Source organism: Streptomyces sp. NPDC058665 (assembly GCF_042714995.1).
GTDB lineage: Bacteria > Actinomycetota > Actinomycetes > Streptomycetales > Streptomycetaceae > Streptomyces.
This window is the reverse complement of the sequence record NZ_JBHXRX010000001.1, coordinates 87826-112573: the sequence shown is the minus strand read 5'-3', so window position 1 is coordinate 112573 and position 24748 is coordinate 87826. Positions and strand designations below refer to the sequence as shown.

The following is a 24748-nucleotide window of genomic DNA, read 5'->3' as shown; positions in this document are numbered from 1 at the left end:
TCAGAGCTTCATCAGGCTGGCGTCGTCGACCGAGGCCGAGTGGCGCGAACGGAACACCGACACGATGATCGCGAGCCCGACGACGACTTCCGCCGCTGCGACGACCATCGTGAAGAAGGCGATGATCTGGCCGTCCAGATTGCCGTGCATCCGGGAGAAGGCGACGAACGCGAGGTTGCACGCGTTGAGCATCAGCTCGACGCACATGAAGACGACGATCGCATTGCGCCGGATCAGCACCCCGGCCGCACCGATGGTGAACAACAGGGCGGCGAGATAGAGGTAGTTGACCGGATTCATTTGGTGACCCCCTCCTCGCGGTCCCGGTGGTCCCGGCGGCCGAGGCGCTCGCTCGACCGCTGCTCAAGCGCCTTCAGGTCGGCCATGGCCTCACCGGACACGTCCCGGATCTGGCCGCGGTCCTTGAGCGTCTTGCTGACCGTCAGCTCGGAGGCCGTGCCGTCGGGCAGCAGACCGGCGATGTCCACCGCGTTGTGCCTGGCGTAGACACCCGGCGCGGGCAGCGGCGGTACGTGCTTGCTGCGGATCCGCCGCTCGGACATCTCCCGCTGGGTCAGGGCCCGTTCGGTGCGCTCGCGGTGCGTGAGCACCATCGCGCCGACCGAGGCGGTGATCAGCAGGGCGCCGGTGATCTCGAAGGCGAACACGTACCTGGTGAAGATCAGGGCCGCGAGGCCCTCCACGTTCCCCCCGGCGTTGGCGACGCCGAGTCCGGTGAAGGTCGTCAGTGACGCGTTGCCGATACCGGCGATCAGCAGGATGCCGAAGCCGAGCCCGCAGGCGGCGGCCCACCAGCGCTGGCCCTTGATCGTCTCCGTGAGCGAGTCGGCGGCGGTGACGCCGACGAGCATGACCACGAAGAGGAACAGCATCATGATCGCGCCGGTGTAGACGACGATCTGCACGATGCCCAGGAAGTAGGCCCCGTTGGCCAGATAGAAGACCGCGAGGATGATCATGGTCCCGGCGAGACAGAGCGCGCTGTGCACGGCCCGCCTCATCAGGATGGTGCCGAGCGCGCCGAGCACGGCGACCGTGCCGAGGATCCAGAACTGGACGGCCTCGCCGGTCGAGGTGAGGGAAGCGGCCGTGTTCATCCGCCGATCACCGTCCTCGACGCCGGTTCGTCCTCGCCGAAGTCGGAGGCGCCTTCCTGCGGGCGCTCGCCCTTGGTGAAGGCGACCTGCTTGACCGTGCCGGGGGCGGCCTCGGTCACCAGGCCCCGGTAGTAGTCCTGTTCGTCCGTGCCGGGGAAGATCGAGTGCGGGGACTCGACCATCCCCTCCTCCAGACCGGCGAGGAGCTGCTCCTTGGTGTAGATGAGGCTCTCGCGCGTACTGTCCGCCAGCTCGAACTCGTTGGTCATCGTGAGCGCCCGCGTGGGGCACGCCTCGATACAGAGTCCGCACAGGATGCAGCGGGCGTAGTTGATCTGGTAGACGCGGCCGTAACGCTCGCCCGGGGAGTAGCGCTCCTCCTCCGTGTTGTCCGCGCCCTCGACATAGATCGCGTCCGCCGGGCAGGCCCAGGCGCACAGCTCACAGCCGATGCACTTCTCCAGGCCGTCCGGATGACGGTTCAGCTGATGGCGGCCGTGGAAGCGCGGCGCCGTCACCTTCTCCGTCTCCGGATACTGCTCGGTCAGCCGCTTCTTGAACATGGCCTTGAAGGTCACGCCGAAGCCGGCGACCGGATTCAGCCGGCGCGCGCCGGGGTCGTCCCCCTTCGAACCTTTGGAAGCGTTGTCAGGCACCGTCAGCCTCCTTTCCGTCACTCTCAGTATTGACCCCGCCACTGACAACCAGTTCGCGCTCACCACGTGAGCGCCGGCGCGGCACGGGCGGCAGAGTCTGCCCCGGCAGCGGAGGCACCGGGAATCCACCGGCCATCGGATCGAACGGGGGCGGTGGTGGTTCGGCCGCGGCCGCGGCCTTCTCCTTCCTGTCGCGGAAGATGTCGGCGACGAAGGAGAGCAGCAGGATCGCGATGACGGCCCCGGCCACGTAGAGCACGATGTCCTGGAAGTCGTAGTTCTCGTTCCGCAGGGCACGCACGGTGGCCACCAGCATCAGCCAGACGACCGAGACCGGGATCAGGACCTTCCAGCCGAGCTTCATCAGCTGGTCGTAGCGCACCCGCGGGAGCGTGCCGCGCAGCCAGATGAAGAAGAACAGCAGCAGCTGGACCTTGACGATGAACCAGAGCATCGGCCACCAGCCGTGGTTCGCACCCTCCCAGAACGTGGAGATGGGGTACGGGGCCCGCCAGCCGCCCAGGAAGAGCGTGGCGGAGACGGCGGAGACGGTGACCATGTTGACGTACTCGGCCAGCATGAACAGCGCGAACTTGATCGACGAGTACTCGGTGTTGAAGCCGCCGACCAGGTCGCCCTCGGACTCGGGCATGTCGAACGGCGCGCGGTTGGTCTCGCCGACCATGGTGACGATGTAGATGATGAAGGAGACCGGCAGCAGGATGATGTACCACCGGTCGGCCTGCGCCTCGACGATCGCCGAGGTCGACATCGACCCGGAGTAGAGGAACACCGAGGCGAACGCGGCGCCCATGGCGATCTCGTACGAGATCATCTGCGCGCACGAGCGCAGACCGCCGAGCAGCGGGTACGTCGATCCGGACGACCAGCCGGCGAGGACGATGCCGTAGATGCCGACCGAGGCGACCGCGAGGATGTAGAGCATCGCGATCGGCAGGTCGGTCAGCTGCATCGTCGTGCGGTGGCCGAAGATCGAGACCTCGTTGCCCGCGGGTCCGAAGGGGATCACGGCGATCGCCATGAAGGCGGGCACCGCCGCGATGACCGGCGCCAGGATGTAGACGAACTTGTCGGCCCGCTTGACGACGACGTCTTCCTTCAGCATCAGCTTGATGCCGTCGGCGAGCGACTGGAGCATGCCCCAGGGGCCGTGCCGGTTGGGCCCGATGCGCAGCTGCATCCAGGCGACGACCTTGCGCTCCCAGACGATGGCGACCAGCACGGTCACCATCAGGAACGCGAAGCAGAAGACGGCCTTGAGGGCCACCAGCCACCACGGGTCGGTGCCGAACATCGAGAGGTCCTCGGCGGCGAGGACGCTCTGCGCGGGTGCCGCGCCGAGTTGGGCGAGGGCGGTCATGCGCGCACCTCCGGTGCGTCGGACTCCGGGGCGCCCGCCGGGGCCTGTGCCTCGGCGGGGCCGATCCGGACCAGCGTGCCCGGCCGGGATCCGGTGTCAGCGAGGACACCGCCGCCGGCCGAGTTCAGCGGCAGCCAGACGACCTTGTCGGGCATCTCGGTGACGCTGAGCGGCAGTTCGACCGAGCCGGCGAGCCCGGTGACGGCCAGGACGTCGCCGTCCTTGACGCCCGTCTCGGCCGCCGTGGCGGCGGAGAGCCGGGCGACGGCCGCGTGGCGGGTGCCCGCCAGGGCCTCGTCGCCGTCCTGGAGCCTGCCCTGGTCGAGCAGCAGCCGGTGACCGGCGAGCAGCGCCTCGCCCGCGCCCGGACGGGGCAGCGGACGCGACGAGTCGACGGGACCTTCGGCGTGCGGTCCTTCCCAGTGGCCGAGCCGGTCCAGTTCGGTGTGCACGGCCTTCAGATCGGGCAGCGCCAGGGGTACGTCCATGGCGTCGGCGAGCATGTGCAGCACCCGCGCGTCGTCCGTGGCCAGCCGGCGCGTCATCTGCTCGGGCTTGAGTGCCGCCTCGAACATCCGGACCCTGCCCTCCCAGTTGAGGAAGGTGCCGGCCTTCTCGGCGACGGCCGCGACGGGGAAGACGACGTCGGCGTGGTCGGTGACCTCGCTGGGACGCAGCTCCATCGAGACCAGGAAGCCGACGGCGCCGAGCGCCTCACGGGCGCGTGCCGGGTCCGGCAGGTCGGCGACCTCGACGCCCGCGACGACCAGCGCGCCGAGTTCGCCGGTCGCGGCGGCCTCGACGATCTGGCCGGTGTCCCGGCCGTGGCGGTGCGGCAGTTCGCGTACGCGCCAGACCTCGGCGACCTCCTCGCGGGCCCCCGGGTCCGTGGCGGGACGGCCGCCGGGCAGCAGCGTCGGCAGCGCGCCGGCCTCGACCGCGCCGCGCTCACCGGCCCTGCGCGGCACCCAGACGAGCTTGGCGCCGGTCGCGGTGGCGGCCCTGGCGGCGGCGGTGAGCCCGCCGGGGACGGCGGCGAGCCGTTCGCCGACGACGATCACCGCGCCGCTCTCGCGCAGGGCGTCGGCGGCGCGGACTCCCGCGCCTTCGAGGCCGGTCTGCGAGGCGAGCGCGTCGAGCCACTCGGTCTCGGTGCCGGGAGCGGCCGGCAGCAGTGTGCCGCCCGCCTTCGTCAGACCGCGTGTGGCGTGCGTGGCGACGGAGAAGCTGCGCTGCCCGCGCTTGCGGTGGGCCTTGCGCATCCTCAGGAAGAGGCCGGGCGCCTCCTCCTCGGACTCGAAACCGACGAGCAGGACGGCCGGGGCCTTCTCCAGCGTCGTGTTCGTGACGCCCTTGCCGTCCAGGTCGACCCCGTGCCCCGCGACGTACGCGGCGAGGAACTCGGCCTCCTCCGCGCTGTGCACGCGCGCGCGGAAGTCGATGTCGTTGGTGTCGAGCGCGACCCGGGTGAACTTGGCGTACGCGTAGGAGTCCTCGACGGTCAGCCGGCCGCCGGTCAGGACCCCGGCCCGGCCGCGAGCGGCGGCGAGACCGCTGGCGGCGGCCTCAAGTGCCTCGGGCCAGCTCGCCGGTTCCAGCTCGCCTTCCGCGTTGCGTACGAGCGGCGAGGTGATCCGGTCCAGCTTCTGCGCGTAGCGGAAGCCGAACCGCCCCTTGTCGCACATCCACTCCTCGTTGACCTCGGGGTCGTCGGCGGCCATGCGCCGCATGACCTTGCCGCGCCGGTGGTCGGTGCGGGTGGCGCAGCCGCCCGCGCAGTGCTCGCACACGCTCGGCGAAGAGACCAGGTCGAACGGGCGGGAGCGGAAGCGGTACGCCGCCGAGGTCAGCGCGCCGACCGGGCAGATCTGGATGGTGTTGCCGGAGAAGTACGACTGGAACGGGTCGCCCACGCCGATGCCGACCTGCTGGAGCGCGCCGCGCTCCAGGAACTCGATCACCGGGTCGCCCGCGACCTGGTTGGAGAAGCGGGTGCAGCGCGCGCAGAGCACGCACCGCTCGCGGTCGAGCAGCACCTGGGTGGAGATCGGTACGGGCTTCTCGAAGGTCCGCTTCTTGCCGTCGAACCGGCTGTCGGCCTGACCGGCGCTCATCGCCTGGTTCTGCAGCGGGCACTCGCCGCCCTTGTCGCAGACCGGGCAGTCCAGCGGGTGGTTGATGAGCAGCAGCTCCATCACACCGCGCTGGGCCTTCTCGGCGACCGGCGAGGTGATCTGCGACTTGACGACCATGCCGTCGGTGCAGGTGATGGTGCAGGAGGCCATCGGCTTGCGCTGGCCCTCGACCTCGACGATGCACTGCCGGCAGGCGCCGGCCGGGTCGAGGAGCGGGTGGTCGCAGAACCGGGGGATCTCGATGCCGAGGAGTTCGGCGGCGCGGATGACCAAGGTCCCCTTGGGGACCGAGATCTCGATGCCGTCGATCGTCAGCGAGACGAGATCTTCGGGCGGGACCGCCGCCTCGCCGCCGCCGGAGGGGGCAGACGCCCCGGCGGAGCCGCCAGATGGATGCAGCACGGTCATGCGTTCACCTCCAGGTGCGCGTGTCGGTCGGCCCACAGGGTGGACTTCGCCGGGTCGAAGGGGCAGCCCTTGCCGGTGATGTGCTGCTCGTACTCCTCGCGGAAGTACTTGAGCGAGGAGAAGATCGGCGCCGCGGCGCCGTCCCCGAGGGCGCAGAACGACTTGCCGTTGATGTTGTCGGCGATGTCGTTCAGCTTGTCGAGATCGGAGGGCACGCCCTTGCCGGCCTCGATGTCGCGGAGCAACTGGACGAGCCAGTAGGTGCCTTCACGGCACGGTGTGCACTTGCCGCACGACTCGTGGGCGTAGAACTCGGTCCAGCGGGTGACGGCCCGCACCACACAGGTGGTCTCGTCGAAGCACTGGAGCGCCTTGGTGCCGAGCATGGATCCGGCGGCACCGACGCCCTCGTAGTCGAGCGGGACGTCCAGGTGCTCCTCGGTGAACATCGGGGTCGAAGAGCCGCCCGGGGTCCAGAACTTGAGCCGGTGGCCCGGTCGCATGCCGCCGCCCATGTCGAGCAGCTGGCGCAGGGTGATGCCGAGCGGGGCCTCGTACTGGCCGGGGGCGGCGACATGGCCGCTGAGCGAGTAGAGCGTGAAGCCCGCGGACTTCTCGCTGCCCATCGACTTGAACCAGTCCTTGCCGCGGTTGAGGATCGCGGGAACCGAGGCGATGGACTCGACGTTGTTCACCACAGTGGGGCACGCGTAGAGACCCGCGACCGCCGGGAACGGCGGGCGGAGGCGGGGCTGTCCGCGCCGTCCCTCCAGCGAGTCCAGCAGCGCGGTCTCCTCGCCGCAGATGTACGCGCCGGCCCCCGCGTGCACGGTGATGTCGAGGTCGATCCCGCTGCCGAGGATGTCCTTGCCGAGGTAGCCCGCCTCGTAGGCCTCACGTACGGCCTCGTGCAGCCTGCGCAGGACGGGCACGACCTCCCCGCGCAGATAGATGAAGGCGTGCGACGAGCGGATCGCGTAGCACGCGATGATCATTCCCTCGATGAGGGAGTGCGGATTGGCGAAGAGAAGGGGGATGTCCTTGCAGGTGCCCGGCTCCGACTCGTCGGCGTTGACGACGAGATAGTGCGGTTTGCCGTCGCCCTGCGGAATGAACTGCCACTTCATCCCGGTGGGGAAGCCGGCGCCGCCCCTGCCGCGCAGACCGGAGTCCTTGACGTACGCGATGAGGTCGTCGGGCGTCATGGCGAGCGCCTTGCGCAGCCCCTCGTACCCCTCGTGCCGCCGGTAGGTCTCCAGCGTCCACGCGTCGGGCTGGTCCCAGAACGCGGACAGGACCGGAGAGAGAAGCTTCTCCGGGCCGGTGTCGCTCATCTCGGGTGCGGTGGTCATCACTTCCCCTCCTCGGCTGCCGGGCCCGTGGCCGTGTCGCGCGGTGCGGGCGTACGGGCCGGGATCGCCTCGCCCTTGGCCAGCTTCAGGCCGGTCAGCGAGGCGGGGCCCGCGCCACCGGTGGCGTCGACGGCGCCGGGGCGCTCGTCGGGGAAGCCCGCGAGGATGCGCGCGGTCTCCTTGTACGTGCACAGGGGCGCGCCGCGCGTCGGGGTGACCTCCTCGCCGGCCCGCAGGTCGTCCACGAGCTGCTTCGCCGACTCGACGGTCTGGTTGTCGAAGAACTCCCAGTTGACCATCACCACCGGCGCGAAGTCGCAGGCCGCGTTGCACTCGATGTGCTCCAGCGTGACCTTGCCGTCCTCGGTGGTCTCGTTGTTGCCGACGCCCAGGTGCTGCTTCAGCTCGTCGAAGATGGCGTCGCCGCCCATCACCGCGCAGAGCGTGTTGGTGCAGACACCGACCTGGTAGTCGCCGGACGGCCTGCGCCGGTACATCGAGTAGAAGGTGGAGACCGCGGTCACCTCGGCGGTGGTCAGCCCCAGCATCTCGGCGCAGAACCGCACGCCGGTACGGGTGACGTACCCCTCCTCGGACTGTGTGAGGTGCAGCAGCGGCAGCAGGGCCGAGCGGCTGTCGGGGTAGCGGGCGATCACCTCCTTCGCGTCCGTCTCCAGCCGGGCGCGTACATCGGCCGGGTAGTCGGGGGCGGGGAATTGGGGCATTCCGAGGCTGACCTCGGAATTCGGTGTGGTGGTCACCGGTCGACGCCTCCCATCACGGGGTCGAGGGACGCGACGGCGACGATGACGTCGGCCACCTGGCCGCCCTCGCACATGGCCGCCATGGACTGGAGATTGGTGAACGACGGGTCGCGGAAGTGGACCCGGTAGGGGCGCGTGCCCCCGTCGGAGACGACGTGCACGCCGAGTTCGCCCTTGGGCGACTCGACGGCGGCGTACGCCTGCCCCGGCGGGACCCGGAAGCCCTCCGTCACCAGTTTGAAGTGATGGATCAGAGCCTCCATGGACGTGCCCATGATGTTCTTGATGTGGTCGAGCGAGTTGCCGAGGCCGTCCGGGCCGAGCGCGAGCTGCGCGGGCCAGGCGATCTTCTTGTCGCCGACCATCACCGGGCCCGGCTCCAGCCGGTCCAGGCACTGCTCGACGATCCGCAGGGACTGCCGCATCTCCTCAAGCCGGATGAGGAAGCGGCCGTAGGCGTCGCAGGTCTCGGCGGTCGGGATGTCGAATTCATACGTCTCGTAGCCGCAGTACGGGTCGGTCTTGCGCAGGTCGTGCGGCAGCCCGGCCGAGCGCAGGATCGGTCCCGTGGCGCCGAGCGCCATGCAGCCGGCCAGGTCGAGATAGCCGACGTCCTGCATACGGGCCTTGAAGATCGGGTTGCCGGTGGCGAGCTTGTCGTACTCCGGCAGGTTCTTGCGCAGGGTCTTCAGCAGCTCGCGCAGATGGTCGACGGCGCCCGGGGGAAGGTCCTGGGCGAGGCCGCCGGGCCGGATGTACGCGTGGTTCATGCGCAGGCCGGTGATCAACTCGTACGCGTCGAGGATCAGTTCACGATCGCGGAAGCCGTAGATCATGATCGTGGTCGCGCCGAGTTCCATGCCGCCGGTGGCGATGCAGACCAGGTGCGAGGAGAGCCGGTTGAGCTCCATCAGCAGGACGCGGATGATGTTCGCCCGGTCCGGTACGTCGTCCTCGATACCCAGCAGCGACTCCACGGCGCGGCAGTAGGCCGTCTCGTTGAAGAACGACGTCAGGTAGTCCATGCGCGTGACGAAGGTGGTGCCCTGCGTCCAGTTGCGGAATTCGAGGTTCTTCTCGATACCGGTGTGGAGATAGCCGATGCCGCAGCGGGCCTCGGTGACGGTCTCGCCGTCGATCTCCAGGATCAGCCTGAGCACACCGTGCGTCGACGGGTGCTGCGGCCCCATGTTGACGATGATGCGCTCGTCGTCCGACTTGGCCGCGGTCTCGACGACCTCGTCCCAGTCACCGCCGGTGACGGTGTAGACGGTGCCTTCGGTGGTGGCACGGGGAGTTGCGTGGGGGGTGGTCATGAGTACGACCTCCGCTGGTCCGGCGACGGGATCTGGGCGCCCTTGTACTCGACGGCGATGCCACCGAGGGGATAGTCCTTGCGCTGCGGGAAGCCCTGCCAGTCGTCCGGCATTATGATCCGGGTGAGGGCGGGGTGGCCGTCGAAGATCAGGCCGAAGAAGTCGTAGGTCTCGCGCTCGTGCCAGTCGTTGGTCGGATAGATCTCGACCAGGGACGGCACGTGCGGGTCGCTGTCCGGTGCGGACACCTCAAGACGGATCAGCCGGCCGTGCGTCAGTGAACGCAGGTGGTAGACGGCGTGCAGCTCACGGCCCTTGTCGCCCAGGAAGTGGACGCCGGACACACCCGTACAGAGCTCGAAGCGGAGCGCCGGGTCGTCGCGCAGGGTCCTGGCCACCTGGACCAGATGCTCGCGGGCGATGTGGAAGGTGAGTTCGCCCCGGTCCACGACGGTCTTCTCGATGGCGTTGGCGGGGAGCAGTCCCTGCTCCTCCAGCGCGCCTTCGAGTTCGTCGGCGATCTCGTCGAAGACACCGTCGCGCCCGCCGTAGGGGCGGCTGGACGCGCCCGGCAGGGTCACGGTCCTGACGAGACCGCCGTAACCGCTGGTGTCGCCGCCGCCGGTGTCGGTGCCGAACATGCCCTTGCGTACGCCGATGACCTCGGAGGCCTGGCCGCGCGCGGACGGAACGCCGGCGTCGGCCGGCTGGTCGTTGTCCGGGGAACTCCCGGATCGCTGCTCCTCGCTCACCTGAGAAGCCCCTTCATCTCGATCAACGGCAGCGCCTTGAGCGCCGCTTCCTCCGCCTCGCGGGCGGCCTCCTCCGCGTTGACCCCGAGCTTCGAACTCTGGATCTTCTGGTGGAGCTTGAGGATGGAGTCCATCAGCATTTCCGGCCGCGGCGGGCAGCCCGGCAGGTAGATGTCGACAGGGACCACATGATCGACGCCCTGGACGATCGCGTAGTTGTTGAACATCCCGCCGGACGACGCGCAAACCCCCATGGAGATGACCCACTTGGGATTGGGCATCTGGTCGTAGACCTGCCTCAGGACGGGCGCCATCTTCTGGCTCACCCGTCCCGCGACGATCATCAAGTCCGCCTGGCGCGGCGAACCGCGGAAGACCTCCATGCCGAACCGGGCCAGGTCGTACCGGCCGGCGCCCGTCGTCATCATCTCGATGGCGCAGCAGGCGAGGCCGAAGGTCGCCGGAAAGACGGACGACTTGCGCACCCAGCCAGCGGCCTGCTCGACGGTGGTCAGCAGAAATCCGCTCGGCAGCTTCTCTTCAAGTCCCATTGGTTAGCCCCTCCGCGCCTTTAGTCCCATTCCAGACCGCCGCGCCGCCACACATACGCGTAGGCGACGAAGACGGTGAGCACGAAGAGCAGCATCTCCACGAGCCCGAAAAGCCCCAGTGCGTCGAAGGTGACGGCCCAGGGGTAAAGGAAGACGACCTCGATGTCGAAAATGATGAAGAGCATCGCCGTCAGGTAGTACTTGATCGGAAAGCGGCCACCTCCGGCCGGCGTGGGAGTGGGCTCGATGCCGCACTCGTACGCTTCGAGTTTTGCCCGGTTGTACCTTTTCGGGCCGATAAGCGTGGCCGCCACCACGGAGAAGATCGCAAACGCGGCACCGAGAGCGCCGAGCACGAGGATTGGCGCGTAGGCATTCACGCTCCTCGCTCCTTCCAGTCGTCCCTGACCGTTGGTCCTCAACCGAGCTTCTGTCTCGCCGCCCCACGAAGATCACGTGTATGTGAGGCAGTTCACAAGCCGGACTGTCCCGCATCCTATGCCTCCCGGTCTGTGATCTGCGACACGGGGTGGGACAAGGAGTTTGTGATCTCCACCACCCGACGATCGATCATGTTCCGGAAGGCCGGTCGATCTTCGAACGGGCAGCGTCCGATCGGTCACTTGAGGTAACAATGCGGAGAGTCACCGCTGGTCGGAGGCTATGCGGCTCTATCAAGACAACGCGGAGAGCGGCAAATTGGAGATGAACGCGGGCGGGTGATACACGCGCGGGCCACCCGCCAGGGGGAGGTCGCGGGACCGAGGTGGGCGGAGGGTGGCGGGGGTGTGAACGGGCGCGGACGCGGCCGGCCGGAGCGACCGGACGCGGACCGCGTGCACGTGTTCACGAGCGCGCGTCCGCGAGCCCGCGGCATTCCGCCCGGCATCCCGTCCGCCAATACGTCCGGCATTCGGTCCGGCATTCCGCGCGTTCACCGTTCTGTGACCTGCGCCACTGTGCTCAACCTTCTCGAAAGTGGGGCTTGGCCACCGAAGCGAACGGATGGTAGGCGGCGGGCAATCCGGGCGATTCACCGAAACCCTCTGATCACAGCCATGATCACGAGTGCCCCTTATGCCCGTTACGGCGTCAATAAGGGCCGCCGCTAAGCGGATTGATCTATTCCGAACGTAACTGTGGCGCAACACACGTTTCTTGAAGGGAACCCAAAAGCCCTGATAGCGATTGTCCTCATGTCCCACACCGCTCACATACCCAGCCACCGGAAGCCCCGCCGAGGCGCGTCGAAAACCGCGATCCGGTCCGGAGTTGCCGGTGGCGTCCTCAGCACCATCGCGCTGGCTGGTGCCGCCGCTCCGGCCAACGCCGAGCCGGTGACCGAGACCATCGAGATGCCCACGCTCACCTCCGGCATCGCGGGCGCTGTCGCGCAGTCCGCCGAGGCCACCCAGCAGGTCGCGGCCGACCTCGACCTCCAGGCACAGGAGAACGCCGCGGCGACCCACGCCGCGAAGGTCGCCAAGAAGACCAAGGCCGAAGCGGAGCGCAAGGCCGAGGCAGCGGCGAAGGAGAAGGCCGCAGAGGCCGCCCGCGCCAAGGCCGCGGCCGAGGAGCGTGCCTCACGCTCCGAGGAGCGGACGACGCTCTCCGCCCCCTCAGGCTCCTCCTCGGGGGCCTCCCAGGGCACCACGCAGGCGACCGGCTCGGCGGCGGCCGTACTGGCCTTCGCGCGCGCCCAGGTCGGCGACGCGTACGTCCTCGGCTCCAACGGCCCCGACTCATGGGACTGTTCCAGCCTCGTCCAGGCCGCGTACCGCCAGATCGGCGTCGACCTGCCGCGCACCTCGCAGCCGCAGTCGACCTCCGGCACCCAGGTCTCCCTGGACAACCTCCAGCCCGGCGACATCCTCTACTGGGGCGGCGCGGGCAGCGCGTACCACGTGGCGATCTACTCCGGCGGCGGCAAGTTCATCGGCGCGCAGAACTCCGGTACGGGCGTCGTCGAGAAGACGCTGGACTGGGACCCGCCCACCGGCGCCGTCCGTCTTCTCTGACTTCTCCGGCCGACCGATGCCCCGGCGCACAAGGGCGGTTCGGGACCTGTGCCCCAACGGGCCCCGCGGACCTGACTGTTCGTGAGTGCGCCGGCGGCATCGCGGGCATCGGACAGGTATCTCCCCCCACCGCGCAGGAGGCACCACCGATGACCGTCAAGGGCGTCGACGTCGCGTCGTACCAGAGCTCGTCCTTCGCCACGAAGGGCCTCGCCTTCGCCATCGTCAAGGCCACCGAAGGCACCTCGTACATCAATCCCAGGATGACCGCGCAGGCCGCGCACGCGCGCGAGGCCGGACTGGTCGTCGGCTTCTACCACTTCCTGCGGCCCGGCAGCATGAAGGCACAGGCGAAGTACTTCGTGGACAAGGCCGGCGAGCGCGCGGGCGACCCGCTGTTCGCCGACTGGGAGGACGCGGACGTCTCGTGCGCGTCCAAGGACGCCTTCCTGGCGGAGGTCCGGCGGCTGCGGGGCACGAAGCACCGCGTCGGGCTGTACTGCAACCGCGACTTCTGGCTCAACCGCGACACCACGAGCGAGGCGGGCGACGCGCTGTGGATCGCGGACTACGTGACCCCGGGCAAGCCCCGTATCAAAGCCGCGTGGAAGTTCCACCAGTACACGGACACCCCGCTGGACACGAACCTCGGCAGGTTCGCCGACGCCGCCGCCCTGCGCACATGGGCCAAGGGCGACAGCGCGGAGTGAGCCGTTACGACTTGGGCGCGACCTTGCTCAGACCGTTGATGATGCGGTCCATCGCGTCGCCGCCCGTCGGGTCGGTCAGATTCGCCAGCATCTTCAGCGTGAACTTCATCAGCAGCGGATGCGTGAGCCCGCGCTGCGTCGCGATCTTCATGACCTTCGGGTTGCCGATCAGCTTCACGAAGGCGCGGCCCAGCGAGTAGTAGCCGCCGTAGGTGTCCTTGAGGACCCGCGGATAGCGCTGGAGCGCCATCTCGCGCTGCCCCGGGGTCTGCCGGGACTGAGCCTGCACGATGACGTCCGCCGCGATCTGGCCGGACTCCATGGCGTACGCGATGCCCTCGCCGTTGAAGGGGTTGACCAGGCCGCCCGCGTCACCGACCAGCAGCAGGCCCTTGGTGTAGTGCGGCTGCCGGTTGAAGGCCATCGGCAGCGCGGCGCCGCGGATGGGCATCGTCATATTCTCGGGCGTGTAGCCCCAGTCCTCCGGCATCGAAGCGCACCACGCCTTGAGCACCTCGCGCCAGTCCAGCTCCCGGAACGCGGACGACGAATTGAGAATGCCCAGGCCGACGTTGGACGTGCCGTCGCCCATGCCGAAGATCCACCCGTAGCCGGGCAGCAGCCGGTCCTGCGGCCCGCGCCGGTCCCACAGCTCCAGCCACGACTCCAGGTAGTCGTCGTCGTGCCGGGGCGAGGTGAAGTACGTACGGACCGCGACGCCCATCGGCCGGTCCTCGCGCCGGTGCAGCCCCATCGCGAGCGAGAGCCGCGTGGAGTTGCCGTCCGCCGCGACGACGAGCGGGGCGTGGAAGGTGACGGGCGTCTTCTCCTCGCCCATACGGGCGTTGACGCCGGTGATCCGGCCGGTGCGCGGGTCGACGATCGGCGCGCCGACGTTGCAGCGCTCGTGCAGCCGCGCGCCGGCCTTCTGCGCCTGCCGGGCCAGCTGCTCGTCGAAGTCGTCGCGCTTGCGGACGAGTCCGTAGTCCGGATAGCTGGCCAGATCGGGCCAGTCGAGCTGGAGCCGTACACCGCCGCCGATGATCCGCAGCCCCTTGTTACGGAGCCAGCCCGCCTCTTCGGAGATGTCGATGCCCATGCCCACCAGCTGCTTGGTGGCGCGCGGGGTGAGCCCGTCGCCGCAGACCTTCTCGCGCGGGAACGCGGTCTTCTCCAGGAGCAGCACGTCCAGGCCCGACTTGGCGAGGTGGTACGCCGTGGTGGAACCGGCCGGGCCGGCCCCGACGACGATCACGTCCGCGGTGTGTTCGGAGAGGGGCTCGGTCACAGCGGGATCTCCCGAAGCTCGTGGCACCCGGCGGGCGGGTCCCGTTCATGGCGTACCGACGGCTGTGGACATGTTCGGCACTGGACAGGTGCAGTCTATGGGTGCGTACAGATCGACAAGTTGAAGGGCTGCCCACGTGAACGACATCACCCGACCGGTCCCCGTCGTGCGGCTCCGTGTTCCCGCCGAGGAGGACGCGCGCCACTGGCACCGGCTCTTCGACGATCCGGACGTGATGGAGTTCCACGGCGGCCCCGCGCCGCTCGCCGAGTACGAGGAGTTCACCGCCCGCCAGCGCCGGCACGCCGCCGAACTCGGCTTCTGTCTCTGGACGATGCTCGACGCGAACGACGAGGTCATCGGCTTCACCGGCGCGCAGCCCTGGCCGCACACGTCGTTCGGCCCGGTCGGCGAGATCGAGATCGGCTGGCGGCTCGGCCGGGCGCACTGGGGCAAGGGGTACGTGACGGCCGCCGCGCACGCGACGCTGGAGCGAGTACGGGCGGCGGGCGTCCCCACCGTCGTGGCGATGGTCGACGCCCGCAACGAGCGCTCGGTCGCGGTCACCCGGCGCCTGGGCATGGAGCTGGAGGAGACGTTCATGACGCCGGTCGGGAAGCGGAAGGCGTACCGCTTCCGGCTCAGGCTTGAGCGACCTTGACGCCCCGGTGCAGTGCCACGACCCCGCCGGTCAGATTCCGCCACGCGACCTTCGACCAGCCGGCCTTCTGGAGCAGACCGGCGAGAGCCGGCTGGTCGGGCCAGGCGCGGATGGACTCGGCGAGGTAGACGTACGCGTCCGGGTTGGAGGACACGCTCCGTGCCACCGGCGGCAGCGCGCGCATCAGGTACTCCGTGTAGACGGTCCGGAAGGGCTCCCACGTCGGCTGCGAGAACTCGCAGATCACGACCTGCCCCCCGGGCTTGGTCACCCGGTACAGCTCACGGAGCGCGCCGTCCGTGTCATGGACGTTGCGCAGGCCGAAGGAGATCGTGACGGAGTCGAAGACGTCGTCCCGGAAGGGCAGTTTCGTCGCGTCCCCGGCGGTCAGCGGCAGCCACGGGTGGCGCTTCTTGCCCTCGCGCAGCATGCCGAGCGAGAAGTCGCACGGCACGACGTAGGCGCCGGTGGCGGCGAAGGGCATCGACGAGGTGGCGGTGCCCGCGGCGAGGTCGAGGATCTTCTGCGCGGGGCGGGCGTTCACCGCTCTCGCGACCTCCTTGCGCCAGAGCCGCGCCTGCCCCAGGGACAGCACGTCGTTGGTGAGGTCGTACTTGGCCGCCACGTCGTCGAACATCGAGGCGACTTCGTGCGGCTGCTTGTCCAGGGAGGCTCGGGTCACCCGTCCATTGAAGCAGTACGCCCCCGGCGCGGGCTCAGAGCCTGTCGGGTGGCCTTCGATCGGATAGCGGACGCGGTCTGGTGCGTGCGATTCCAAGGCGCCGGGATGCCCTCGTAGCGGAGCTACCAGGGCATCCCGGCAACGCGGGAAGCGTGCGTGCCAGGACGTGGACGCCCGATCAGAGGCCACCCGACAGGCTCTCAGGCACGTCGGTGGACGAGGCGCCCGTCGAGGACGGTGGCCACACAACTGGCCGCGCCCGCGCGCGCCAGCGCGGCGTACGGGTCACCGTCGGCCGACAGACCGGGAACGTCGAAGACGGCGAAGTCGGCCTGTCGGCCCTCGAAGTCCAGCGGCGGCAGTACGAAGGCGTCCTCGACCGGTCTGCCGCCCGCGAGAGGATCCAGCGCCGGCGGGCCCTGCGGGTCCTCGAACCGCTCATCGAAGCCGAGTCCCGAGCGCGCCACCGCGTCCGCCACCGTCTCGCGCCGGAGCCTCCCGGCGACCGCGACGGTCCCGTGCGCCAGCATCCGCCGCACCCCGCGCCGGGCACTGGCGCCCCAGCGGCTCTCGGTCATCTCCAGCGCGGCGAGCGCGGCGCCGGTGAGCGGCTCGGTGCCCAGTTCGTCGGCCTCGCGCGGGTCCGGGTGGTAGGCCTGCTCCAGCAGTTCGGGACCGTACGGATTGCACAGCCCGGGGGTGAGGACGCCGGGCCACCGTCGTACCCGGGCGGCGGGGCGCGCCGCCGCCAGTTCCTCGTACGGGCCGACGGCCTCGATGCTCCGGCCGTCCACCAGGACGGCGCCGCCCGGCACGGGCGCCCGCCCGGCGCCGGGCAGCAGCAGGTCCGCCCGGTGAATCGTCAGTGCCACGCGGTCAGTTGGCGTCGAGCAGCTTGAGTTCGGGGTGGGCCGTACCGCCCGCGATCGCCGTGGAGGAGATGTGCGAGACGACGCGCTCGTCGACCGGGTCGTTCGCCGGGTCGTTGTGCACGACGAGGTGCTCGTACGTCGTGGCGCGCTGCGCGGGCACCCGCCCCGACTTGCGGATCAGGTCGATGATCTCCAGCCGGTTGGAGCGGTGCCTGGCGCCCGCGGAGGAGACGACGTTCTCCTCCAGCATGATCGAGCCGAGGTCGTCCGCGCCGTAGTGCAGGGAGAGTTGGCCGACCTCCTTGCCCGTGGTCAGCCAGGAGCCCTGGATGTGCGCGACGTTGTCGAGGAAGATCCGGGCGATGGCGATCATCCGCAGGTACTCGAAGAGCGTGGCCTGCGTCTGCCCCTTCAGCTTGTTGTTCTCCGGCTGGTAGGTGTACGGGATGAACGCCCGGAAACCGCCCGTCCGGTCCTGCACGTCGCGGATCATCCGCAGATGCTCGATCCGCTCGGCGTTCGTCTCGCCCGTGCCCATGAGCATCGTGGACGTCGACTCGACGCCGAGCCCGTGCGCGGTCTCCATGATCTCCAGCCACCGCTCGCCGGACTCCTTGAGCGGTGCGATCGCCGTACGCGGCCGGGCCGGCAGCAGTTCGGCGCCGGCGCCCGCGAAGGAGTCGAGACCGGCCGCGTGGATCCGGCGGATGGCCTCCTCGACGGTGACGTCGGAGATCCGGGCCATGTGCTCGACCTCGGACGCGCCGAGGGAGTGGATGACCAGCTGCGGGAACGCGGCCTTGATGGCGCCGAAGTGCTTCTCGTAGTACTCCACACCGAAGTCGGGGTGGTGTCCGCCCTGGAACATGATCTGGGTGCCGCCGAGTTCGACGGTCTCCGCGCAGCGGCGCAGGATGTCGTCGAGGTCGCGGGTCCAGCCCTTCTCGGTGTCCTTGGGGGCCGCGTAGAAGGCGCAGAACTTGCACGCCGTCACGCAGACGTTGGTGTAGTTGATGTTCCGCTCGATGATGTACGTCGCGATGTGCTCCGTGCCCGCGTACCGCAGACGGCGCGCGCTGTCGGCGGCGGAGCCGAGCGCGTGGAGGGGCGCCGAGCGGTAGAGGTCGAGCGCCTCTTCGGGGGTGATCCGGCCACCCTCGGCAGCGCGGTCCAGGACAGACTGCTGGTCGGCCTTCTCGGTCACCGGGGCGTCACCTTTCGGCGGTGTATCAGTGGATCTACGGACCGATCCAGCGTACGCCAGGGCCTGAGGGCCGTGTCCGACAGATCCCGCCCGGCGCGCGACGCCCGGCACGGCCCTACCTCTTCTTCAGGGTGCCGGTCGGGTTGCCCGCGGCCTCCTCCTTCGAGACGAAGCGCAGATCTCCCTCGTCGGTGAGCGTGAACGTCAGCGCGGCGGCCTCCGTGGTCGTGCACAGCCCCGCCTCGCCGGCCCGGTCGGGATCGGTCGACTCCGAGATCCGGATCTCCTTGGCGGTGGCGGACACGAGCGTGCCCACGCCGTAGCACTTGGCCTCCACACCGAGGAGCGAGAGAAAGCTGGTGGAGCGCAGGACCTTGTCGCCCTTGGCGCCCGCGGTGATCTCGACGGTGTAGTCGCCGTGCGGCAGCCCGTTCTCCTCGGTCGTCGGCCCCTTCCACGTGCCGACGAACTCCTCGGGCACATCCGCGACCGCGCCGGTGGCGGCGTCGTTCGGGGCCGACGTGCCCGGCTTCGGGCCGGCTCCCGCCGAGTCCTTCGCGTCGGAGTCCGAGAACTGGTCGACGAGCATCGTCCCGGCCAGCGCGACGGCGGCCAGCGCGCCCGCCACGGCGAGGGCGACGGTGCAGCTCACCCTGCGGCGACGCGGCCCGGCCCGTCCTGCGGTGACCGAGAGGGACATCCGGGGGTCGTGGGTGTCCTGCGTGTCCTGGGGGCTGCCGCCTGCCGTACGGGGTCCGGGCAGGCCAGCGGGGCGGGCCTGCGCGTCGTAGGTGGGAGCGCCGAACTCACCGAGCGGCGGCGCCTGGTGGGCCGCGGTCGGCGGATGACCCGCCGTGGGCGGGTGTCCGGCCGTCGGCGGGGGCGTGTCGGGGCCCGGGGGCGTGGGCCAGTGCACCGGCTGCCCGGGAGCGCTCCGTACGGGCTGCGCAGCCTCCAGGTCCAGGAGCTGTACGGCCGCCCGGCTGACCTCGCGCACCAGGGGGTCCGGCAGCCAGCCGGCGTCCACCAGCGCGACCGCCCCGCCGGGGGCGGGCGTCAGCCGCGCGGCGACCTCCGCCGGGGCGGGCCGCGCGGCCGGGTCCTTGGCCAGGCAGTGCGCGACCAGGTTTCTCAAGTCACCGTCCAGGGCGCTGAGTTCGGGCTCCTCGTGGACCACCTTGTAGAGCAGCGCGGCGGAGGAGTCACCGGGGAAGGGGCTCACCCCGGCGGCGGCGTACGCGAGCACCGCGCCCAGCGAGAAGACGTCGGCCGCGCCCGTGACGCCCTTGCCGAGTATCTGCTCGGGCGCCATGTAGCCGGGCGAGCCGACGGAGACGCCCGTGGAGGTGAGCGAGGCGGTGCCGTCGGTGGCACGCGCGATGCCGAAGTCGATGAGCCGGGGCCCGTCGAGGGCCAGCAGGACGTTCGACGGTTTGACGTCGCGGTGGACGAGGCCCAGTTCGTGGACCGCGCCCAGCGCCTCGGCGAGCCCGGCTCCCAGCGCCCGTACCGTCACCGCGGGCAGCGGGCCGTGGGCGGCCACCGCCTGGGTCAGGGAGGGGCCCGCGACATAGCCGGTGGCGACCCAGGGCGTGGCCGCCTCCGGGTCGGCGTCGAGCACCGGCGCCGTCCAGGCGCCGCCGACCCGGCGGGCCGCCGCCACCTCGCGGCGGAACCGGGCCCGGAACTCCTCGTCCAGCGCGAAATGCGGATGGATGACCTTCACGGCGACCGTCCGGCCGCCCTCCGACCTGGCCAGATAGACCCGGCCCATACCACCGGCGCCGAGCCTGCCCAGCAGCCGGTACGCGCCGATGGTGCGAGGCGCGTCCGCGTCGAGCGGCTGCATCCCGTCCCCTCCCCCGTTCGGTGTGTGTCCCGCCCACCTTCTCAGGACCACCTTCTCAGGACGGGAGCAACTCGACGTGCGGGTCGGCGGGATAGCCGGTCGTGGGTCCGGTGCGGCGCGCGAACTCCCGTACGCCCGCGAGCTGGTCGGGCCCGAAGCGGAAGTCGAGCGTCGTGAAGTAGCGCTCCAGCAGCTCCGCGTCGAAGGTCTCCCAACGCGCCGCCTGCTCCGCGACCTTGGTGACCTCCTCCAGCGACACGTCACGGGAGGCGAGGAACGCCTGATGCACCAGGTGTACGGTCTCCGGCTCGCGCGCCAGGTACTCCTTGCGCGCCGCCCACACCGCGAAGACGAACGGGAGCCCCGTCCAGTCCTTCCACATCTGCCCGAGGTCATGAACCTGGAGCCCGAGGCGCGGCGCGTCGTGCAGCGAGGCGCGCAGAGCCGCGTCGCCGATCAGTACGGCCGCGTCCGCCTCCTGCATCATCAGCCCGAGATCGGGCGGACACGTGTAGTAGTCGGGGGTGACCTCGTACTTCTCGGCGAGCAGGAGCTGGGCGAGCCGTACGGCGGTGCGCGAGGTCGAGCCGAGGGCGACGCGCGCCCCGTCGAGTTCTTCGAGCGGCACCTGCGAGACGATCAAGCAGGACATGACGGGACCGTCGCAGCCGACCGCGAGATCGGGGAATGCGACGAGGTCCTCGGCATTGCGGAGGAATTCGACCACGGTGACGGGACCGATATCGAGATCTCCGCGTACAAGGCGCTCGCTGAGCTTCTCCGGGGTGTCCTTCGTCAGCTCAAGATCGAAGAGAGCACCTGTTCTGCCGAGGCCCCAGTAAAGGGGGAGGCAGTTCAGGAACTGGATGTGACCGACGCGCGGCCGGACGCGGGGGTGATCGCTTCCGCCCGCCTCGCCGCCTGCTGTGCTTTCAAGGGAGCTGTCCACACCGCGAGGCTAGACCCGCGATGATGCCGGGGCCGCTCGGGGGGTGCCGGACGGGGGTCCGCACGGGGGTCCGCACGGGCCTCCTTCGCACGTCAGAAGCCCCGCCACGTCAGCGCGCCGGGGCTCTCTTCAGACGTCCGGGTGAGCTGATCTTTCGGTGATCTTTCCCCTACCGCTGGCCATGAGGTGCGTGCTAGGCTCGACGCAAGTTGCAGTTTGGTTTCCCTTGCAGTACAGAGCCTGCGGAGCATGTGACCCGCAGGCTTTTGTAGTTTTCAGACTTGTTTGCAGGTTCTGGAGCAGGGCAACCCTTTGGCCCAAGGAGGGCTTATGGCTACCGGAACCGTCAAGTGGTTCAACGCTGAAAAGGGCTTCGGCTTCATCGCCCAGGACGGCGGCGGCCCGGATGTCTTCGTCCACTACTCCGCGATCAACGCGACCGGATTCCGCTCCCTTGAGGAGAATCAGGTCGTGAACTTCGACGTCACCCAGGGCCCGAAGGGCCCGCAGGCGGAGAACGTAACCCCGGCCTAGTTGCCCGGGTCGGAAGATCGCGCACGGAAATAAACAAGCAGTATCAAGGAGCCCTGTCCCCGCACGCCCAGTGCGGGGAGCAGGGCTCCTGCCCTTTGTCCGTGCGGCGTTACGCGTACAGCTCGTCGATCTCGGTCGCGAACTCCTCCACGACCGCCGCCCGCCGCACCTTCAGCGACGGCGTCAACTGCCCACTCTGTTCGGTGAAGGAGACGGGCAGCACCCGGAAGCGGCGGATCGACTCGGCCCTGGACACCAGCCGGTTGGCCTCGTCGACCGCCCGTTGCAGCACGGCGAGCAGCTCCTCGTCCACGACCAGTTCGGCCCGCGACAGGCGCTCCTTCTTCTTCATCTGGCACCAGTGCGCGAGCCCGTCCGCCTCAAGGGTGAGCAGCGCCGTGACGAACGGGCGGTTGTCGCCGAGCACCACGGCCTGGCCGATCAGCGGATGGGCACGCAGCCAGTCCTCCAGCGGGGCCGGGGCGACGCTCTTGCCGGCCGAGGTGACGATGATGTCCTTCTTGCGGCCGGTGATGGTGAGATAGCCCTCGTCGTCGAGCGCGCCCAGGTCGCCGGTGGCGAACCAGCCGTCGTCCAGGGCCGGTACGGGCTCGCGGTGCTCCATGTCCCAGTAGCCGGTGAACACTTGGCCGCCGCGCAGCAGCACCTCGCCGTCGTCGGCGATCCGTACGGAGGTGCCGGGCAGCGGCCAGCCGACGGTGCCCAGGCGGGGTTTGAGCGGAGGCGTGACCGTGGCGGCGGCCGTGGTCTCCGTCAGGCCGTACCCCTCGAAGATCGTGATCCCCGCGCCCGCGTAGAAGGCGGCGAGCGGGCGCCCCAGCGGGGAGCCGCCGCAGATCGCCTGCACCACCTTGCCGCCGAGCGCGGCCCGTATCCGCCGGTAGACCAGCGGGTCGTAGAGCGCGCGGGCGGCCCGCAGGGGCAGCGCCGGGCCGGGGCCCGTACCGTCCGCGGCGGCCTCGACGGCCGTCCCGTACCGCCGCGCGATCCTCGCGGCGCGGTCGAAGGACGCGGCGCGGCCCAGCTTCTCGGCGGTGGCGCGGCCAGTGTTGAAGACCTTCTCCAGGACGTACGGGATCGCCAGCAGGAACGTGGGCCGGAAGCCCGCGAGATCGGCGATGAGGTCGTCGGTGCGCAGTGACGGCGCGTGCCCGAGCCGCACCCGCGCGCGCAGACAGCCGACCGAGACCATGCGCCCGAAGACATGGGAGAGCGGCAGGAAGAGCAGCGTGGACGCGGGCTCCTTGCTCACCGACTTGAAGACGGGGTGGAGCAGTTCGATGCAGTTGTCCACCTCCGCGAAGAAGTTGGCGTGAGTCAGGACGCAGCCCTTCGGGCCGCCCGTGGTGCCGGAGGTGTAGACGAGAGTCGCGACCGACTCGGGCGAGAGCGCGGCGCGGCGCTCGTCGAGTTCCGCGTCGGGTACGTCGGCGCCCGCCGCGCGCAGCGTGTCGACGGCGCCTGCGTCGAGGGTCCACAGGCTTGCCAGGTCCGGCAGTTGCTCGGAGGCGATCAGCCGGGCCTGCTCCTCGCTCTCGGCCACGCAGGCGACGGCGCCCGAGTCCTGGAGGATCCACCGCGCCTGGAAGGCGGATGAGGTCGGGTAGACGGGGACGGTGACGAGACCGGCCGCCCAGGCCGCGAAGTCGACGAGCGTCCACTCGTAGGTCGTACGGGCCATGATCGCGAGCCGGTCGCCGGGCCGCAGCCCCTCGGCGATCAGCCCCTTGGCGACGGCGCGGACCTCGTCGGCGAAGACCGCGGCGGTGACGTCCCGCCAGCGGCCGTCCGCGTCCTTACGGCTGAGGACGGCGTCGTCCGGGGCGTACCGGGCGTTGTCGAAGGGGATGTCGGCGAGCGAGCCGTCGGGGACGGGCGGCACGAGGGGCGGTACGGAGACCTGCCGTACGACTCCGTCCACCCAGAGCTTCTCGGGCTCGGGGTGCGCCGGCGCGGGCGACGGTGAGGCGGGTGCGGAACCGGGAGCGGGCGACGGTGAGGCGGGCGCGGGAGTGGGCTCGGAGGGAGGGGCCGGCAACTGCCAGGGCTCCCCCGACGGCACGGACCGCGCCGGTGACCCCGCGTCATCGGCGGGCACGTCTGCGGACACGCGCTGTTCCCTCATCTCTGCACGGAGCGTGGGGCTCCGGTCCGGCGAGTAAAGCCGCCCCCGGTCGCGAAATCAAGACAGCGACGCGCCGCCGGGCTCCGCGCCCACCACCGGGGGCCAACTACCGCCGTGTCACTGGCGAGTTGCCGGCGAGTTGCCCGCAGGCCAGCGTTCGCCGTCCAGCAGCCCTCCCAGCCCCGTCCAGGCGAAGTTCATCAGCGTCGACGCCGCCTCCTTGGCCGTGACGTCCGGCGTCTCGTTCGCCCACCCGGCCATCGCCTCGGCGGCCCCGACCAGCGCCTGGGCAACGCCGACGACGTCCCGGTCGCCGAGGTCCGCCAGATCGGGCGACGCGGGCGTCGTATGGGCCGCCTCCCGGAGCAGACCCGTGACGAAGGAGACCAAGTCCTCGCGCATTCCGGCCACTTCGGCGGCGAACTTCTCCCCGTGCGTACGGGCCTGCCGGTGCAGCACCGACCAGGCGTCGGGGTGCTCCGCGGTGTGCGCGAAGAACGCGGTGAGCCCGGCCCACAGCCGCTGGTCGGGCGCGAGCCCCGGCTCGACGACACCGTCGCGTACGGCCGCGAGGAGCGCGTCGGCCTCGCGGCGGATGCACGCCGTGAACAGCTCCTCCTTGGAGTTCAGATACAGATACACCAACGGCTTGGAGACTCCGGCCAGTTCGGCGATCTCATCCATCGACGCCGCCCGGTACCCCCGCTGCCCGAATGTCGCCACGGCGGCGTCCATCATCTGCCGCTCGCGCACCTCGCGCGGCATCCGTCTGCTTCTGCCCGCGCCTGCGGAACCCACCTGGTCTTCCCCTCACCCCACGTGCCCCCCGAACCGGCGTAAGCCTACGGTCAGAGCCCGCGCTCGATCGAGTCGAGCAGACGTTCCCCGGCCTCTTCCGCCAGGGGGACCGTCGATCAGCAGCACGGACAGGCCGTGCACGGCGGACCAGACGACGTACTCGGCGCCGGGCCGCCGTTCGGCGGGCAGCGCGCCGGGCCCGGCCGCGGCATCGCCACCGGTGTCCGCCAGGTCGCTGGTCATGAACGCGGCCCGGAACAGGCCGGGTTGGGCCTGGGCGAAGCCCACGTAACCGAGAACGAGCGCGCGCAACCGGGCACGGGCAGCCCGCTCGTCGTCCCTGCCGGCATCCCGCACGCCGCCGCCAACGCCAAGGCCGCCTGACGCACCGCCGCGAGCAGGGCGCGGCGGTCGGCGAAGTGGCGGTACGCCGCGTTGGGAACCACCGCCCCCGCGCGGCGCATGGCCTCGCGCAGCACCACCGCATCCGGGCCTCCCTCGCGGGCCAGTTCGACCCCGGCCCGATGAGCGCGTTGCGCAGATCGCCGTGCCGGTAGGTCTCCTGTTTCGGCGTACCAGACTCGGTTCCGGACCGAGCAGCCAT

23 protein-coding genes and 1 pseudogene are annotated in these 24748 nt (G+C 70.1%); 5 read left to right on the top strand and 19 right to left on the bottom strand.

Going from position 1 to position 24748, the window contains the following annotated elements; all coding sequences use genetic code 11:
* The 11 genes and pseudogenes from nuoK to ACFWV8_RS00515 all read right to left on the bottom strand — a co-directional run bounded on the left by nuoK (position 1) and on the right by ACFWV8_RS00515 (position 10813).
* Entirely contained in the window at positions 1 to 300 is a 300-nt protein-coding gene (gene nuoK, locus ACFWV8_RS00565; RefSeq protein WP_023539425.1) for an NADH-quinone oxidoreductase subunit NuoK, read from the bottom strand.
* Positions 297 to 1118 carry an NADH-quinone oxidoreductase subunit J gene (locus tag ACFWV8_RS00560; RefSeq protein WP_384196697.1) on the bottom strand — a complete coding sequence of 274 codons (822 nt, stop codon included), beginning with the start codon at positions 1116 to 1118 and terminating at the stop codon, positions 297 to 299. The genes nuoK and ACFWV8_RS00560 overlap by 4 nt, the downstream gene beginning before the upstream one ends.
* Positions 1115 to 1774, bottom strand: a complete 660-nt coding sequence (nuoI, locus tag ACFWV8_RS00555) for an NADH-quinone oxidoreductase subunit NuoI (RefSeq protein ID WP_384196695.1) — start codon at positions 1772 to 1774, stop codon at positions 1115 to 1117. Before nuoI ends, ACFWV8_RS00560 begins: the two co-directional genes overlap by 4 nt.
* On the bottom strand, positions 1767 to 3155 hold the full coding sequence (gene nuoH / locus ACFWV8_RS00550) for an NADH-quinone oxidoreductase subunit NuoH (protein WP_329383298.1): 1389 nt from the start codon (positions 3153 to 3155) through the stop codon (positions 1767 to 1769). Before nuoH ends, nuoI begins: the two co-directional genes overlap by 8 nt.
* Complete coding sequence (locus ACFWV8_RS00545; RefSeq protein ID WP_384196693.1) at positions 3152 to 5698, bottom strand: NADH-quinone oxidoreductase subunit G; 2547 nt, start codon at positions 5696 to 5698, stop codon at positions 3152 to 3154. Before ACFWV8_RS00545 ends, nuoH begins: the two co-directional genes overlap by 4 nt.
* On the bottom strand, positions 5695 to 7050 hold the full coding sequence (nuoF, locus tag ACFWV8_RS00540; protein ID WP_384196691.1) for an NADH-quinone oxidoreductase subunit NuoF: 1356 nt from the start codon (positions 7048 to 7050) through the stop codon (positions 5695 to 5697). Before nuoF ends, ACFWV8_RS00545 begins: the two co-directional genes overlap by 4 nt.
* A 27-nt stretch (positions 7051 to 7077) precedes the next feature.
* Positions 7078 to 7775 (bottom strand): annotated as a pseudogene (gene nuoE, locus ACFWV8_RS00535) (NADH-quinone oxidoreductase subunit NuoE); the annotation flags it as partial.
* A gap of 32 nt (positions 7776 to 7807) precedes the next feature.
* A complete protein-coding gene (locus ACFWV8_RS00530) occupies positions 7808 to 9130 on the bottom strand; it encodes an NADH-quinone oxidoreductase subunit D (protein ID WP_384196690.1) in 1323 nt (440 codons plus the stop codon).
* Positions 9127 to 9882: an NADH-quinone oxidoreductase subunit C gene (locus tag ACFWV8_RS00525; RefSeq protein ID WP_384196688.1), complete on the bottom strand. Its 756-nt coding sequence runs from the start codon at positions 9880 to 9882 to the stop codon at positions 9127 to 9129. The genes ACFWV8_RS00530 and ACFWV8_RS00525 overlap by 4 nt, the downstream gene beginning before the upstream one ends.
* The gene (locus tag ACFWV8_RS00520; protein WP_329383313.1) at positions 9879 to 10433 is read right to left on the bottom strand and encodes an NADH-quinone oxidoreductase subunit B family protein; all 555 of its coding nucleotides are present in this window, start codon (positions 10431 to 10433) and stop codon (positions 9879 to 9881) included. The genes ACFWV8_RS00525 and ACFWV8_RS00520 overlap by 4 nt, the downstream gene beginning before the upstream one ends.
* 20 nt (positions 10434 to 10453) lie before the next feature.
* On the bottom strand, positions 10454 to 10813 hold the full coding sequence (locus ACFWV8_RS00515; protein WP_023539436.1) for an NADH-quinone oxidoreductase subunit A: 360 nt from the start codon (positions 10811 to 10813) through the stop codon (positions 10454 to 10456).
* An 816-nt stretch (positions 10814 to 11629) separates the two neighbouring features.
* On the opposite strand from ACFWV8_RS00515, the gene ACFWV8_RS00510 reads away from it, so the two are divergent.
* A complete protein-coding gene (locus ACFWV8_RS00510) occupies positions 11630 to 12451 on the top strand; it encodes a C40 family peptidase (protein ID WP_384196686.1) in 822 nt (273 codons plus the stop codon).
* A gap of 149 nt (positions 12452 to 12600) precedes the next feature.
* Positions 12601 to 13161, top strand: coding sequence for a glycoside hydrolase family 25 protein (locus tag ACFWV8_RS00505; protein WP_384196684.1), 561 nt, complete (start codon positions 12601 to 12603; stop codon positions 13159 to 13161).
* Positions 13162 to 13165: 4 nt separating this feature from the next.
* Here ACFWV8_RS00505 and ACFWV8_RS00500 read toward each other — a convergent pair whose 3' ends face one another.
* Complete coding sequence (locus ACFWV8_RS00500; RefSeq protein ID WP_329383322.1) at positions 13166 to 14449, bottom strand: geranylgeranyl reductase family protein; 1284 nt, start codon at positions 14447 to 14449, stop codon at positions 13166 to 13168.
* Positions 14450 to 14594: 145 nt separating this feature from the next.
* Here ACFWV8_RS00500 and ACFWV8_RS00495 point away from each other — a divergent pair, with 145 nt between their 5' ends.
* Positions 14595 to 15110, top strand: a complete 516-nt coding sequence (locus ACFWV8_RS00495) for a GNAT family N-acetyltransferase (RefSeq protein ID WP_384196906.1) — start codon at positions 14595 to 14597, stop codon at positions 15108 to 15110.
* Here ACFWV8_RS00495 and ACFWV8_RS00490 read toward each other — a convergent pair.
* From ACFWV8_RS00490 to ACFWV8_RS00470, 5 genes are all read right to left on the bottom strand, one after another.
* Positions 15091 to 15792 carry a demethylmenaquinone methyltransferase gene (locus ACFWV8_RS00490; protein ID WP_329383325.1) on the bottom strand — a complete coding sequence of 234 codons (702 nt, stop codon included), beginning with the start codon at positions 15790 to 15792 and terminating at the stop codon, positions 15091 to 15093. The genes ACFWV8_RS00495 and ACFWV8_RS00490 overlap by 20 nt on opposite strands.
* Before the next feature lie 200 nt (positions 15793 to 15992).
* Positions 15993 to 16658: a hypothetical protein gene (locus ACFWV8_RS00485; RefSeq protein ID WP_384196904.1), complete on the bottom strand. Its 666-nt coding sequence runs from the start codon at positions 16656 to 16658 to the stop codon at positions 15993 to 15995.
* Between the two features lie 10 nt (positions 16659 to 16668).
* Entirely contained in the window at positions 16669 to 17868 is a 1200-nt protein-coding gene (mqnC, locus tag ACFWV8_RS00480; RefSeq protein ID WP_384196681.1) for a cyclic dehypoxanthinyl futalosine synthase, read from the bottom strand.
* Between the two features lie 115 nt (positions 17869 to 17983).
* The gene (locus tag ACFWV8_RS00475; protein ID WP_384196679.1) at positions 17984 to 19717 is read right to left on the bottom strand and encodes a serine/threonine-protein kinase; all 1734 of its coding nucleotides are present in this window, start codon (positions 19715 to 19717) and stop codon (positions 17984 to 17986) included.
* 55 nt (positions 19718 to 19772) lie between these two features.
* A complete protein-coding gene (locus ACFWV8_RS00470) occupies positions 19773 to 20666 on the bottom strand; it encodes a menaquinone biosynthetic enzyme MqnA/MqnD family protein (protein ID WP_384196678.1) in 894 nt (297 codons plus the stop codon).
* Positions 20667 to 20996: 330 nt separating this feature from the next.
* On the opposite strand from ACFWV8_RS00470, the gene ACFWV8_RS00465 reads away from it, so the two are divergent.
* Positions 20997 to 21200, top strand: coding sequence for a cold-shock protein (locus ACFWV8_RS00465; protein ID WP_017948713.1), 204 nt, complete (start codon positions 20997 to 20999; stop codon positions 21198 to 21200).
* 109 nt (positions 21201 to 21309) lie between these two features.
* Here the strand turns inward: ACFWV8_RS00465 and ACFWV8_RS00460 are convergent, their stop codons facing one another.
* A complete protein-coding gene (locus tag ACFWV8_RS00460; protein WP_384196903.1) occupies positions 21310 to 23259 on the bottom strand; it encodes an AMP-dependent synthetase/ligase in 1950 nt (649 codons plus the stop codon).
* A 204-nt stretch (positions 23260 to 23463) separates the two neighbouring features.
* Positions 23464 to 24111, bottom strand: a complete 648-nt coding sequence (locus tag ACFWV8_RS00455) for a TetR/AcrR family transcriptional regulator (RefSeq protein WP_384196676.1) — start codon at positions 24109 to 24111, stop codon at positions 23464 to 23466.
* Positions 24112 to 24279: 168 nt separating this feature from the next.
* On the opposite strand from ACFWV8_RS00455, the gene ACFWV8_RS00450 reads away from it, so the two are divergent.
* Positions 24280 to 24528 carry a hypothetical protein gene (locus ACFWV8_RS00450; RefSeq protein WP_384196675.1) on the top strand — a complete coding sequence of 83 codons (249 nt, stop codon included), beginning with the start codon at positions 24280 to 24282 and terminating at the stop codon, positions 24526 to 24528.
* Positions 24529 to 24748 lie beyond the last annotated feature (220 nt).

Bases quoted from the DNA above. Each gene is read 5' to 3' on its own strand.
- nuoK (WP_023539425.1), bottom strand. From the start codon at position 300: ATGAATCCGGTCAACTACCTCTATCTCGCCGCCCTGTTGTTCACCATC.
- ACFWV8_RS00560 (WP_384196697.1), bottom strand. From the start codon at position 1,118: ATGAACACGGCCGCTTCCCTCACCTCGACCGGCGAGGCCGTCCAGTTC.
- nuoH (WP_329383298.1), bottom strand. From the start codon at position 3,155: ATGACCGCCCTCGCCCAACTCGGCGCGGCACCCGCGCAGAGCGTCCTC.
- ACFWV8_RS00545 (WP_384196693.1), bottom strand. From the start codon at position 5,698: ATGACCGTGCTGCATCCATCTGGCGGCTCCGCCGGGGCGTCTGCCCCC.
- nuoF (WP_384196691.1), bottom strand. From the start codon at position 7,050: ATGACCACCGCACCCGAGATGAGCGACACCGGCCCGGAGAAGCTTCTC.
- ACFWV8_RS00530 (WP_384196690.1), bottom strand. From the start codon at position 9,130: ATGACCACCCCCCACGCAACTCCCCGTGCCACCACCGAAGGCACCGTC.
- ACFWV8_RS00520 (WP_329383313.1), bottom strand. From the start codon at position 10,433: ATGGGACTTGAAGAGAAGCTGCCGAGCGGATTTCTGCTGACCACCGTC.
- ACFWV8_RS00510 (WP_384196686.1), top strand. From the start codon at position 11,630: ATGTCCCACACCGCTCACATACCCAGCCACCGGAAGCCCCGCCGAGGC.
- ACFWV8_RS00505 (WP_384196684.1), top strand. From the start codon at position 12,601: ATGACCGTCAAGGGCGTCGACGTCGCGTCGTACCAGAGCTCGTCCTTC.
- ACFWV8_RS00475 (WP_384196679.1), bottom strand. From the start codon at position 19,717: ATGCAGCCGCTCGACGCGGACGCGCCTCGCACCATCGGCGCGTACCGG.
- ACFWV8_RS00465 (WP_017948713.1), top strand. From the start codon at position 20,997: ATGGCTACCGGAACCGTCAAGTGGTTCAACGCTGAAAAGGGCTTCGGC.
- ACFWV8_RS00455 (WP_384196676.1), bottom strand. From the start codon at position 24,111: ATGCCGCGCGAGGTGCGCGAGCGGCAGATGATGGACGCCGCCGTGGCG.